Below are 11,644 nucleotides of genomic sequence, written 5' to 3' on the forward strand. Positions count from 1 at the left end.
AAGCTAGTAAGATCCCTGAAAGATGATCAGGTTGATAGGTTCGAGGTGGAAGCATGGTGACATGTGGAGCTGACGAATACTAATAGATCGAGGACTTAACCATATAATATGTAGCAATGTTATCTAGTTTTGAAAGAATATAAAAAACTTGTTGACTTTCAGAAGCGAATAAGTTATAATGATTCTTGTCTTAAATGAATACAGTCTGGTAATGATGGCAGAGAGGTCACACCCGTTCCCATACCGAACACGGAAGTTAAGCTCTCTAGCGCCGATGGTAGTTGGGACCTTGTCCCTGTGAGAGTAGGACGTTGCCAGGCAAAATGGAGGATTAGCTCAGCTGGGAGAGCACCTGCCTTACAAGCAGGGGGTCGGCGGTTCGATCCCGTCATCCTCCACCATATATGTCGGAGGGGTAGCGAAGTGGCTAAACGCGGCGGACTGTAAATCCGCTCCTTCGGGTTCGGCAGTTCGAATCTGCCCCCCTCCACCATTCTTAATTAATGGGCTATAGCCAAGCGGTAAGGCAACGGACTTTGACTCCGTCATGCGCTGGTTCGAATCCAGCTAGCCCAGCCATTAAGAGCCATTAGCTCAGTTGGTAGAGCATCTGACTTTTAATCAGAGGGTCGAAGGTTCGAGTCCTTCATGGCTCACCATTTTAATAAAATATGCGGGTGTGGCGGAATTGGCAGACGCACTAGACTTAGGATCTAGCGCCTTTGGCGTGGGGGTTCGACTCCCTTCACCCGCACTTTTAATAAAATAACTCATACATGTCTTGCGGAAGTAGTTCAGTGGTAGAATACAACCTTGCCAAGGTTGGGGTCGCGGGTTCGAATCCCGTCTTCCGCTCCAATTTTCAATATGACATGCCGGGGTGGCGGAACAGGCAGACGCACAGGACTTAAAATCCTGCGGTGGGTGACCACCGTGCGGGTTCGACCCCCGCCCTCGGCACCATATGCGCCCGTAGCTCAATTGGATAGAGCGTTTGACTACGGATCAAGAGGTTAGGGGTTCGACTCCTCTCGGGCGCGCTTTTATTAACGGGAAGTGGCTCAGCTTGGTAGAGCACCTGGTTTGGGACCAGGGGGTCGCAGGTTCAAATCCTGTCTTCCCGATATTCCCAAAAAACATGGGGCCTTAGCTCAGCTGGGAGAGCGCCTGCCTTGCACGCAGGAGGTCAGCGGTTCGATCCCGCTAGGCTCCACTTTATTTAATATATGTCTCGGAGGTATACCCAAGTTCGGCTGAAGGGATCGGTCTTGAAAACCGACAGGCGGTGAGAATCGCGCGGGGGTTCGAATCCCTCTACCTCCTCCATTTTTTCTTTAATGGTTTAGACATATAATAATAAAATATTTATTTTTTCCTTCATGGAGGTATACCCAAGTTCGGCTGAAGGGATCGGTCTTGAAAACCGACAGGCGGCGAGAGTCGCGCGGGGGTTCGAATCCCTCTACCTCCTCCATTTTTTAAAACTTTATATTGTCGCGGGGTGGAGCAGCACGGTAGCTCGTCGGGCTCATAACCCGAAGGTCGCAGGTTCAAATCCTGTCCCCGCAACCAAATGGTCCCGTGGTGTAGTGGTTAACATGCCTGCCTGTCACGCAGGAGATCGCCGGTTCGACCCCGGTCGGGACCGCCATTTATGTTGGCTCGGTAGCTCAGTCGGTAGAGCAGAGGACTGAAAATCCTCGTGTCGGCGGTTCGATTCCGTCCCGAGCCACCATTTTTTTTATGCCGGCTTAGCTCAATTGGTAGAGCAACTGACTTGTAATCAGTAGGTTGGGGGTTCAAGTCCTCTAGCCGGCATCATTTAGGGGCATAGTTTAAAGGTAGAACTGAGGTCTCCAAAACCTCCAGTGTGGGTTCGATTCCTACTGCCCCTGTAAAGTATATGGGCCTATAGCTCAGCTGGTTAGAGCGCACGCCTGATAAGCGTGAGGTCGATGGTTCGAGTCCATTTAGGCCCACCATATATTATTCCGCAGTAGCTCAGTGGTAGAGCTATCGGCTGTTAACCGATCGGTCGTAGGTTCGAGTCCTACCTGCGGAGCCATGGCCCGTTGGTCAAGTGGTTAAGACACCGCCCTTTCACGGCGGTAACACGGGTTCGAATCCCGTACGGGTCATACAAAAAGAGTCAGCATTATGCTGGCTCTTTTTTATTTTGTTAATCCTTTTTATTACGTTACTTTCCAGAAATAAATAAAGGAATTTTGGAAAAGCTATGGTATGTATAAAAAGGAGGAAATCATAATGACACGAGTGAGAGACTTAATGAGTACCCATATTGTACATTGTACACCGCTAGACAATGTATATGAGGCAGCTGTAAAAATGAAGGAAGAATCGGTTGGATTAATTCCTGTTGTTGAAAATGAGCAAGTTGTTGGGCTTGTTACTGATCGTGATTTAGTCGTTCGAGGGATTGCTGAAAAACATCCTGGATCTAATAAGATTACAAATGTAATGACAACAAATATTATCTCAGTTTCTCCAAATGATTCTATTGAAAAAGCTACAGAGCTAATGGCACAGCATCAAATTAGACGATTACCAGTAGTTGATAGTGGTCAACTTATTGGCATGTTAGCACTAGGAGATTTAGCTATAAGGGAATCAGCAGATGATCAAGCTGGATTTGCCTTGAGCGAAATCTCAGAGCGTACAGAGTAAATTGAAACTTTCATTAACCGAGAGTTTAATGGTCACTCATAAAGAGCTAAATTATATATAAATTTCAGATACATTATTCTAGTATATATGGATTAAACTAATATGTTAGCGTGATGTATCTGAGACATTATATAATAAGTATGTGGTTAATAATTTCGACATTTTTTTAAAATTTGTTATTCTTAATTTTTAATAAGAGAAAAGATGATATACTGATAGATATAAGTATTATGAGAGATTTTGAATATAACAATATTAATTTTTAGTGGTGCGATAATAAATTAATATTTCCTACATAGATGAAAAGGGAAGGGGAATTATATGAAGGCTGTACAGGGCGATCCAAATTGGAATTTGGTTACAGATACATATATAGAACCAAATAATTTCGCTGAATTATTTTCTTTGCTTGTACCTTGTCACCCAAAAGGTGAGGGGAAAGAACGAACTATATTAGTATGGAAAGAGAAAGAATTTTATAAAGAAGAAAATTTAGCGGCATTTATCGTATATGGCATGAATAAAGCAAAGAAATTACCGCAGTTTCATAAAGATGAAATTCCAACTTTAGTGCGTATTCTTCGCTTATGCCAAGAGATTGGTTGGTATGAAGAGGCAAATGATTTTATGATAGCGCAAGGATTAGCTGAGTTTGTTCATACTTCATTGGAATATGAAACATGGGATCTTTTGACGCAATCAGTTGCTTTAAATTATTTAATTATTAAATATCGTATAGGTGAATTGACAGATAGGGATATTGAAATTTGGGATAGAGTTAAATTTAATGAGAAGTGTATAACCGATTGTAAACATTTATTATCTCATAAAGAAGTATTGGAATTTACATTCTTTTATATGTGCAAGAGAGCGAAATCATTATCAAAAGAGCAATTAAATAGTGATATGATGAGTTTAGCAATGTATTGTAATACTTTTGTATATGATTTGTATACACATGATTTATTACGGAAATATCGTAAGTGTACAGATTTCCTATCATATTATGGACCTAGTCAGGCAGTTTTAGCATGTCAAAGAGCTGTATTATCTCAAATTTCCGATCGCTTAGACCCATTAAAGACAACGCATGTAGATGATTATTTATATGTGATGAAAGAAATGATGGAGCATATGACGATAGGAGTAATGGATCGATATGGTCATTTTATTGGAAAGCTACTATCTTATGTGCCATTTTTCGAAATGATACAAGTTCCACAGCATGCATATTATTGTGAAGAATTACTGTATATTTGTAAGGGCATTGAATATAAAGAAGAAACACTACGCAATTATATATTTATACAATTACATGATTGTTTACCATCATTCTTTAGGCTATTTCTTAAAAATAAGCGTTACGCAACGATTCATGATATTCTTTTCTATTGGTGCGATGACGAACAGCGAATGAGCTTAGAGAAAAAATATAACCTGAGCTTTATTTATGAAAAATATGCTTGTGGATAAACAATATTTTCGATATGAAAAATTAATATAAATTAAAAAGGATCTCCAGTTTATGTGAGATCCTTTTTTGTTAGTAAAACAAGGAGAAAGTGATTAAGACAAGAAACAACATTCCATATAGGAGAAGTTGTGCAGTATAACTTCCTTGTATACCAAAAAAAGTATTGGCTTTCTTATACAAATTCAATATGTATTTTATTGGAGTATCTTTGAAAGATTGGTACACAGTGTCTCCTCTTTCTAAGCTTCTTGTTTTTGTTTTTGTTTTTGGTTATAAGGGACATTAATATATCTAGCTACAAATAATAAAACAGCCATAAAGAATACTGGAAATACAGTAGATAAATAAAAGCCATTACTAATTATATTTGTTATGAGAGCACTCAAAAGAAAAATAGCATTATAAATATGGGCAATTTTTTGTTTTAGTTGCACTTGAAATGATTCCATCATAATTTCTAATGCAACAAAAGCAATAATAATAGATAAAAATACAATGTTTGTATTGTAAATGATTAAACAACAGATTAAACCTAAAAAGGCTACGTATTCAATTATAAGAGGTATATTGCGTGGCATACAATTTACCTAACTAAATATGGCAGTGGATTTACTGCATTTGTTTTTTCAAAATTCCATTCTCCATTATGTAATTCAAAATGAAGATGTTGCCCGTATGAATGACCTGTGTTTCCCATATGACCTATTAATTGTCCAGTTTGTACTTGATCACCAGCTTGTACAGTGCGATCCCTCATATGAGCATAAACAGTTGTATATAATTTCCCATTGATTTGATGCGCAATGAAAACAACATTGCCATAGCTAGCTGAATAATAAGATTTCACAACTTTACCTGCAGCAGCAGCTTGGATAGAGACGTTTCCTGGAGCGGCAATATCTATACCATAATGCATTTGTTCCCAGCGTATATCAAAGGTTGAGCTAATTCTTCCTTGAGCGGGGAATTTGAAAGCAGCTGGAATTGATGAAGGCTGATCTGTTTTAGCTTGTGGTTGATTTTGTACTACATAGTGTTTTGCTACATATCCGTATCCTGTGCCAAAACGAATTTTATACCAAGTACCTACAGTTTCTACTACTTGTACTTGTGTACCGTTTTGTAATGAACCGAGTAGAGCGCTACTTGTACTAGCGGTGCTACGTACATTTAGATTAGGTGTTGCAACAGTATATTTTGTATTATTTTGAACGGTGATTCCTTTTACTAAGGGTTGTGAACCATTAGAGATGAATGCTTTTTGTACGTAACCTGTTTGGCCATTATGTGATATTTTATACCATTCGCCTTGATCTTCTTGAACGGTAATAAACTTACCATTTGGTAATACATCTAAAATGGAAGATTCTAAATTAGGTTCAGAGCGAACGTTTAATGCATTAGCATTAACGATGTATTGATCATTAGATTGAAGTTTGTTTTTTAGTAAAATAGCATCTTTTTGTACATAACCTACTTTATTATGAACAGATACTTTATACCAACCATTAGTTGTTTCAAGGATGTTCACTTTTGTATTAAAGCGAATTGTATCAATTGATGTGCTTTTTACGTTATCTTCTGTATGTAATGCTACTTGATCGACTTTGACATACCCAGTTTTAATATTAGATAATTGTTCAGCGTTTGCTTTTTGTACATTTGTTTCACCCATAGAAGGAAGTAAAGAAGCAATCGCTACAGTAGTTGCTGTTAAAGCAGTAGCTTTCATATTCATGGAATAGAGACCTCCTCTAGTTGTATAGTTGTAATTTTATTATAGTATAAAGATATAATATAGTGGGGGTATTCACATAAATGTAATATGAAATCAATATAAAAATAAATTTTTTGAGGATAATGATTCCTTTTTATACAATTAATTGGGGTTTTATTTTCTAAAATAGAATGTATGTATTGTATAATTTTGATATTATGTTGATAATTAAGAAAATTAAAAAAGTTGATGATGTCTTATTAGGGTGTTATACTGACAGTGATAATTTTATAGTTTGCTAGGAGAGCTGGTGTTGCCAGCTGAGAGTAGGCCGTAAGCCTTTGATCCTTTTTATTACCTGATCTAGATTATGCTAGCGTAGGGAAGCAATTCGGACACTAACAATGAGTCCCCGTTTCTTTGCGTATAGAAACGGGGCTTTTTTATTTGAAAATTTCATATTGAAACCACTAGGGGTGCTTGACTTGCTGAGAGAGGAATAATCCTTAACCCTTACAACACCTGATCTAGGTAATACTAGCGAAGGGAAGTGGAACATCGAATAAATGTATAACTTTATTTGCTGTAACCACTTCTTATATATAGAAGTGGTTTTTTATTTAGATACATATATTGAAAGGGGATAGAGAAATGAAATTTTGCGATAGATTATTAGAAACTGTGCAACCGGTTTGGGAGATGAGTCATAATCATCCGTTTGTAGTGGGTATGGGAGATGGCACGTTAGAAAAAGATAAATTCCAGTATTATATTATTCAAGATTATTTATATCTGCTAGATTATGCAAAGTTATATGCGATTGGTGTTGTAAAAGCAACGAATCCACAAGTAATGGGAAAGTTCGCTGAACAAATTGATGGAATATTAAATGGCGAAATGACAATCCATAAACAATATGCAAAAAGACTTGGAATTTCTATAGAGGAGATAGAGTCTGCGAAACCATCTGCTAAAAATTTAGCTTATACAAATTACATGATGTCTGTATCTCAAAATGGCACACTTGCGGAATTAATAGCAGCGCTTCTTCCATGTATGTGGAGCTATTGGGAAATTGGAAAGCGTTTAAATGATATTCCTGGAGCAAGAGATCATGAGTTTTTTGGTGAGTGGATTCAAGGATATAGTTCGGAAGAATACGGTAATCTTTGTATTTGGTTAATAGATTTATTAAATGAAATGGCAGTTGGAAAGTCTGAGAAAGAACTAGAAAGATTAGAGGAGATCTTCTTATATTCCAGTCGATTTGAATATTTATTCTGGGATATGTCCTATCGTAAGGAGATGTGGGGATTTGAGGAGCAAGAACATACTACAGTTTCATAATGTTTCTTTTCATTACGATGAGAAACCAATCATCCATGAATTAAATGCTTCTATACATGAGAAAGAGTTTGTCAGTATTATCGGACCGAGTGGATGTGGAAAAAGTACTTTATTTCGCCTTATTACAGGTCTAGAAAAGGTAAGTACTGGACAGATAGAACTGACAGAAACAAAGAACCATCCTGTAGGATATATGCCGCAAAAAGATATGCTTTTGCCGTGGAGAACAATTATTGAGAATGCTGCCCTGCCGCTAGAGTGCCAAGGTGTACAGAAGAAAGAAGCAGAAGTAAAGGCAAAGGAACTGTTACATAAATTTGGTTTGCAAGGGTATGAGAAAAAATATCCGAAAGATTTATCTGGTGGTATGAGACAACGTGTATCTTTTATTCGAACTTTATTAACAGGCGGGGAGATATTGCTGTTAGATGAACCATTTAGTGCGTTGGATGCTTTAACGAAGACCTCTTTGCAAGAATGGTTGTTTGAACAATGGCAAGAGTGGGAAAAAACAATTTTATTCATTACTCATGATGTTGAAGAAGCGTTATTTCTTTCAAACCGAGTTTTAGTAGTGGAACAGCAGCCGATAACGACTTTGACTGAACGGACTGTACCGCTTGATCATAACAGAACACGAAAAGATTTATATAAACCGGAAGTATTAGCGCTGAAAGATGAGCTTCTTAGTATGTTACAAAGGCAGGTACTTGTGTGATGAACCGATTGAAAGAATTAGTTCCTGCTATTACACTTTCTAGTATTTTACTAGCTGTGTGGGAAATAGGAGCAAGAATTGTAGATGAGATGTACATTTTACCGTCACCTTCTGCGATTTTAATGAAGATATGGAAACTAAAAGACATATTATTTACAGTTCATTTACCTGCAACGTTATACGTCGTTTTAATAGGTGTTGTTATCTCTATCGTATTAGGTGTAGGGCTAGCGATGTTAATGGATGCGAGTACATGGATGGAGAGAGCATTTTATCCATTATTAGTTGCTTCACAAACGATTCCGATTACTGCGCTTGCTCCGCTATTTGTTTTATGGTTTGGATATACAATTTGGAGTAAGGTTGTTGTCACAGTTTTAATTACGTTTTTCCCAATTGCGGTCAATACGTATGATGGACTGCGTAGTACGAAAAAAGAATGGGAGGAGCTCTTAGTTACATATGGAGCAACAAAAAGAGATATTTTTCTTAAATTAAAGTTGCCGTCTGCTCTTCCTTATTTTTTCTCAGCTTTAAAAATTGCAGTTCCGCTTAGTGTTATCGGAGCAGCAATTGGAGAATGGCTCGGTGCACAAGCTGGGCTTGGATATTTCAGTAAGAGAATGATGACGCAGTTAGATGGAGCTGGCGTATTTGCACCTATTGTATTGTTATCATTATTAGCTATTTTCTTCGTCGTAATTATTTCCATATTAGAAAAGAAATTCATTAGTTGGAGGAAGCATTCATGAAATTTTTAAAGCGCATCTTTGTGTTTACATTATTAATTGCAATAATTGCAGGATGTTCGAGTAATTCAGCATCAGACAAAAGTAAAAAAGAGAAAGAAATAACAGTTATGTTAGATTGGTATCCAAATGCGGTACATAGCTTTATCTATGCAGCAATTGAAAAAGGATACTTTAAAGAAGAAGGTGTAAAGGTAAATATTAAATTCCCTTCTAATCCGACTGATCCATTAACGCTGGCAGCAGCAGGGAAGGTGACAGTTGGCTTGTATTATCAGCCAGATGTTGTTATGGCGAGAGCGAATGAGCAAATTCCAGTGAAATCAATTGGGGCTGTCGTACGTTCACCATTAAATCATGTTGTATCACTGAAATCAGCGGGCATTCAATCACCGAAAGATTTAGAAGGAAAAACAGTAGGATACTCTGGAACACCATTAAGTGAGATGTATTTAAAAACGATGGTAAAAGAAGCTGGTGGTAATCCTGATACAGTGAAAGTAGTAGATGTTGGCTTTGATTTAGTACCAGCATTAATTACGAAGAAAGTAGATGCGGTAACAGGGGCATACATTAACCATGAAGTACCTGTTATGCGTCATGAAGGCCATGAACCAGCGTACTTTAATCCAGCTGATTACGGAGTACCAAACTATCATGAGCTTGTGTTTGTAACAGGTGATAAAACGTTGAAAAAAGATAAAGAGGCGTTGCAAGCTTTCTTACGTGGTACGAAAAAAGGCTATGATTTCATGAAGAAAAACCCAGATGAAGCATTGAATATTTTATTAAATCATCAAGAAAAAGAAAACTTCCCACTTGTGCCAGAAGTTGAAAAGGAAAGTATGAAAATTTTATTAGAGAAGATGGAAACGAAAGATGAGCCATTCTTATCAGATTCAAAAGAATCTTGGGAGAAACAAAATAAGTGGCTGAAGGACAAAGGAATGACGAAAGAAACCGTCCCAGCCGATGAATTATTCGAAAATATTTTAAAGTAGGCGAATGAATATGAAAAATGAGCTCCACGTAATCTCAAATGGCCATATGCCATTCGAAGAGTTAGTGAATGTAGCGATGCAAATTGAGAGTGAGATTGATTATTTGCATATTCGTGAGCGTGAGAAGAGTACGAAGGAATTATATGAAGGTGTGGAAAGTCTATTAATGGAGGGCTTTCCGGCTTCTAAAATTGTCATAAACGATCGAATTGATATTGCAATTTTATTAAATATTCCTCGTGTTCAACTAGGATATCGAAGTACAGATGTAAAGTCAGTGAAAGAAAAGTTTTCGTATTTGCATGTCGGTTATTCTGTGCATTCGCTAGATGAAGCAATAGTAGCTTTTAAAAATGGAGCGGATTCACTCGTTTATGGCCATGTATTTCCGACAGATTGTAAAAAAGGTGTGCCAGCGAGAGGGCTTGAAGAAATTTCAGACATTGCAAGGTGTTTATCTATACCGATTACAGCAATTGGAGGAATTACCCCAGAAAACACAGTGGATGTTCTTACTAACGGTGTAAGCGGTATAGCAGTTATGTCTGGAATTGTAAGTAGTAGTAACCCGTATAGCAAAGCGAAATCTTATAAGGAATCAATAAGAAAGTGGGCGGAAAAACATGTGTGAGAAGTATGATGTAGCGATTATTGGTGGTGGTGTAATTGGTAGTTCAATTGCACATTTTCTAGCAGAAAGAGGACATAAAGTAGCGATTGTGGAGAAGCAAAGTATTGCATCGGAAGCTTCAAAAGCAGCTGCTGGTTTACTTGGTGTTCAGGCAGAATGGGATGCGTATGATCCGCTATTTGAACTTGCTAGAGAAAGCCGAGCTATATTTCCACAACTTGCAGCAGTTTTACGTGAAAAGACGGGTGTTGATATTGGATATGAAGAAAAAGGAATTTATCGTATTGCTCAAAATGAAGATGAGAAGGAAAGAATTCTTCACATTATGGATTGGCAGCAGAAAACAGGTGAAGATTCTTATTTTCTAACGGGAGACCATGTGCGGGAAAAAGAGCCATATCTATCCGAATCTATTATAGGAGCAGTATATTATCCGAAAGACGGTCATGTTATTGCACCAGAGCTTACGAAAGCATTCGCACATTCTGCAGCGATTTCCGGTGCTGATATATATGAACAGACAGAAGTATTTGATATCCGTATTGAAAATAATAAAGTGACTGGAGTTATTACAAGTGAAGGTATTGTCACATGTGAGAAAGTCGTTATTGCAGGAGGTTCATGGAGCACGAAGTTACTCAGTTATTTTCACCGCGATTGGGGTACATATCCAGTTAAAGGAGAAGTGGTTGCGGTAAGAAGTAGAAAACAACTTTTAAAAGCACCTATTTTTCAAGAAAGATTTTACATTACTCCAAAGCGCGGTGGACGTTACGTAATTGGGGCAACAATGAAGCCACATACGTTCAATAAAACTGTGCAGCCAGAAAGTATAACTTCTATATTAGAGCGTGCTTATACAATATTGCCAGCTTTAAAAGAAGCAGAATGGGAAAGCACGTGGGCAGGATTAAGACCACAATCGAATCATGAAGCTCCTTATATGGGAGAGCATGAAGAAATAAAAGGTTTATATGCTTGCACGGGCCATTATCGAAACGGTATTTTATTAAGTCCTATTTCTGGCCAATATATGGCTGATTTAATAGAAGGAAAGCAAGAGAATCATTTGCTAGATTCATTGCTTTCTAGAAGAGTTTAGAAAGGGGATGGAAGTTTGAATTTAAAAATTAATGGTAACCAAATTGAAGTGCCAGCGAGTGTAAAAACAGTAGCTGAGCTACTTACACATTTAGAGCTAGATAACAGAATTGTTGTAGTAGAGCGTAATAAAGATATTTTACAAAAAGATGATCATACAGATACATCTGTTTTTGATGGAGACCAAATTGAGATTGTAACTTTCGTAGGAGGCGGTTGAT

The 11,644-nt window shown here is 37.7% G+C and carries 11 protein-coding genes, 20 tRNA genes, 2 rRNA genes and 2 riboswitches; of the genes, 31 read left to right on the forward strand and 2 right to left on the reverse strand.

Annotated features, from left to right (window positions below):
- From ACTFP3_RS00005 to ACTFP3_RS00120, 24 genes are all read left to right on the forward strand, one after another.
- Window positions 1-103, forward strand: a 23S ribosomal RNA gene (locus tag ACTFP3_RS00005); the annotation flags it as partial.
- 101 nt (window positions 104-204) lie between these two features.
- Window positions 205-320 (forward strand): 5S ribosomal RNA (gene rrf, locus ACTFP3_RS00010).
- A 5-nt stretch (window positions 321-325) separates the two neighbouring features.
- Window positions 326-401 (forward strand) — tRNA-Val (locus ACTFP3_RS00015).
- 8 nt (window positions 402-409) lie between these two features.
- Window positions 410-493, forward strand: a tRNA-Tyr gene (locus ACTFP3_RS00020).
- Between the two features lie 11 nt (window positions 494-504).
- A tRNA-Gln gene (locus ACTFP3_RS00025) sits at window positions 505-579 on the forward strand.
- Window positions 580-583: 4 nt separating this feature from the next.
- Window positions 584-659: transfer RNA gene (locus ACTFP3_RS00030), tRNA-Lys, on the forward strand.
- A 14-nt stretch (window positions 660-673) separates the two neighbouring features.
- Window positions 674-754: transfer RNA gene (locus tag ACTFP3_RS00035), tRNA-Leu, on the forward strand.
- A gap of 29 nt (window positions 755-783) precedes the next feature.
- Window positions 784-858: transfer RNA gene (locus ACTFP3_RS00040), tRNA-Gly, on the forward strand.
- 16 nt (window positions 859-874) lie between these two features.
- Window positions 875-963: transfer RNA gene (locus ACTFP3_RS00045), tRNA-Leu, on the forward strand.
- Between the two features lie 3 nt (window positions 964-966).
- A tRNA-Arg gene (locus ACTFP3_RS00050) sits at window positions 967-1,040 on the forward strand.
- 10 nt (window positions 1,041-1,050) lie between these two features.
- A tRNA-Pro gene (locus ACTFP3_RS00055) sits at window positions 1,051-1,124 on the forward strand.
- Between the two features lie 16 nt (window positions 1,125-1,140).
- Window positions 1,141-1,213, forward strand: a tRNA-Ala gene (locus ACTFP3_RS00060).
- Window positions 1,214-1,233: 20 nt separating this feature from the next.
- Window positions 1,234-1,326: transfer RNA gene (locus tag ACTFP3_RS00065), tRNA-Ser, on the forward strand.
- A gap of 55 nt (window positions 1,327-1,381) precedes the next feature.
- Window positions 1,382-1,474: transfer RNA gene (locus ACTFP3_RS00070), tRNA-Ser, on the forward strand.
- 21 nt (window positions 1,475-1,495) lie between these two features.
- Window positions 1,496-1,572: transfer RNA gene (locus tag ACTFP3_RS00075), tRNA-Met, on the forward strand.
- A 3-nt stretch (window positions 1,573-1,575) separates the two neighbouring features.
- Window positions 1,576-1,651, forward strand: a tRNA-Asp gene (locus ACTFP3_RS00080).
- An 8-nt stretch (window positions 1,652-1,659) separates the two neighbouring features.
- Window positions 1,660-1,735: transfer RNA gene (locus tag ACTFP3_RS00085), tRNA-Phe, on the forward strand.
- A gap of 10 nt (window positions 1,736-1,745) precedes the next feature.
- A tRNA-Thr gene (locus ACTFP3_RS00090) sits at window positions 1,746-1,818 on the forward strand.
- Between the two features lie 6 nt (window positions 1,819-1,824).
- Window positions 1,825-1,895 (forward strand) — tRNA-Trp (locus ACTFP3_RS00095).
- A gap of 10 nt (window positions 1,896-1,905) precedes the next feature.
- Window positions 1,906-1,982, forward strand: a tRNA-Ile gene (locus tag ACTFP3_RS00100).
- Window positions 1,983-1,990: 8 nt separating this feature from the next.
- Window positions 1,991-2,065 (forward strand) — tRNA-Asn (locus tag ACTFP3_RS00105).
- 1 nt (window position 2,066) lies between these two features.
- Window positions 2,067-2,138: transfer RNA gene (locus ACTFP3_RS00110), tRNA-Glu, on the forward strand.
- 127 nt (window positions 2,139-2,265) lie between these two features.
- Window positions 2,266-2,685: a CBS domain-containing protein gene (locus tag ACTFP3_RS00115; protein ID WP_000199011.1), complete on the forward strand. Its 420-nt coding sequence runs from the start codon at window positions 2,266-2,268 to the stop codon at window positions 2,683-2,685.
- A gap of 321 nt (window positions 2,686-3,006) precedes the next feature.
- Window positions 3,007-4,158, forward strand: coding sequence for a DUF3965 domain-containing protein (locus tag ACTFP3_RS00120; RefSeq protein ID WP_000648912.1), 1,152 nt, complete (start codon window positions 3,007-3,009; stop codon window positions 4,156-4,158).
- 240 nt (window positions 4,159-4,398) lie between these two features.
- Here the strand turns inward: ACTFP3_RS00120 and ACTFP3_RS00125 are convergent, their stop codons facing one another.
- Both ACTFP3_RS00125 and ACTFP3_RS00130 read right to left on the reverse strand, forming a co-directional pair.
- Window positions 4,399-4,737, reverse strand: coding sequence for a hypothetical protein (locus tag ACTFP3_RS00125; RefSeq protein ID WP_049108207.1), 339 nt, complete (start codon window positions 4,735-4,737; stop codon window positions 4,399-4,401).
- 5 nt (window positions 4,738-4,742) lie between these two features.
- Window positions 4,743-5,897: an SH3 domain-containing protein gene (locus ACTFP3_RS00130; RefSeq protein WP_016121917.1), complete on the reverse strand. Its 1,155-nt coding sequence runs from the start codon at window positions 5,895-5,897 to the stop codon at window positions 4,743-4,745.
- 269 nt (window positions 5,898-6,166) lie between these two features.
- A riboswitch (TPP riboswitch) is annotated at window positions 6,167-6,278 on the forward strand.
- 60 nt (window positions 6,279-6,338) lie between these two features.
- Window positions 6,339-6,442, forward strand: a riboswitch (TPP riboswitch).
- Between the two features lie 85 nt (window positions 6,443-6,527).
- Between ACTFP3_RS00130 and tenA the strand changes: the two genes are divergently transcribed.
- From tenA to thiS, 7 genes are read left to right on the forward strand one after another with little or no spacing between them, the layout of a single operon-like run.
- On the forward strand, window positions 6,528-7,223 hold the full coding sequence (gene tenA / locus ACTFP3_RS00135; protein WP_000666827.1) for a thiaminase II: 696 nt from the start codon (window positions 6,528-6,530) through the stop codon (window positions 7,221-7,223).
- Window positions 7,192-7,941 carry an ABC transporter ATP-binding protein gene (locus ACTFP3_RS00140; protein ID WP_001256797.1) on the forward strand — a complete coding sequence of 250 codons (750 nt, stop codon included), beginning with the start codon at window positions 7,192-7,194 and terminating at the stop codon, window positions 7,939-7,941. The genes tenA and ACTFP3_RS00140 overlap by 32 nt, the downstream gene beginning before the upstream one ends.
- A complete protein-coding gene (locus tag ACTFP3_RS00145) occupies window positions 7,941-8,693 on the forward strand; it encodes an ABC transporter permease (RefSeq protein WP_016121919.1) in 753 nt (250 codons plus the stop codon). Before ACTFP3_RS00140 ends, ACTFP3_RS00145 begins: the two co-directional genes overlap by 1 nt.
- Window positions 8,690-9,691, forward strand: a complete 1,002-nt coding sequence (locus ACTFP3_RS00150; protein ID WP_000670416.1) for an ABC transporter substrate-binding protein — start codon at window positions 8,690-8,692, stop codon at window positions 9,689-9,691. Before ACTFP3_RS00145 ends, ACTFP3_RS00150 begins: the two co-directional genes overlap by 4 nt.
- Window positions 9,692-9,701: 10 nt before the next feature.
- Window positions 9,702-10,322, forward strand: coding sequence for a thiazole tautomerase TenI (gene tenI, locus ACTFP3_RS00155; protein WP_000787170.1), 621 nt, complete (start codon window positions 9,702-9,704; stop codon window positions 10,320-10,322).
- Window positions 10,315-11,424: a glycine oxidase ThiO gene (gene thiO, locus ACTFP3_RS00160; protein ID WP_000333287.1), complete on the forward strand. Its 1,110-nt coding sequence runs from the start codon at window positions 10,315-10,317 to the stop codon at window positions 11,422-11,424. The genes tenI and thiO overlap by 8 nt, the downstream gene beginning before the upstream one ends.
- 15 nt (window positions 11,425-11,439) lie before the next feature.
- Window positions 11,440-11,643 (forward strand): sulfur carrier protein ThiS, encoded by a 204-nt coding sequence (thiS, locus tag ACTFP3_RS00165; RefSeq protein ID WP_001049502.1) that lies wholly within the window; start codon window positions 11,440-11,442, stop codon window positions 11,641-11,643.
- The last annotated feature ends 1 nt before the right edge of the window (window position 11,644 follow it).

It is taken from the genome of Bacillus cereus group sp. MYBK5-2 (assembly GCF_051915685.1).
GTDB lineage: Bacteria > Bacillota > Bacilli > Bacillales > Bacillaceae_G > Bacillus_A > Bacillus_A cereus.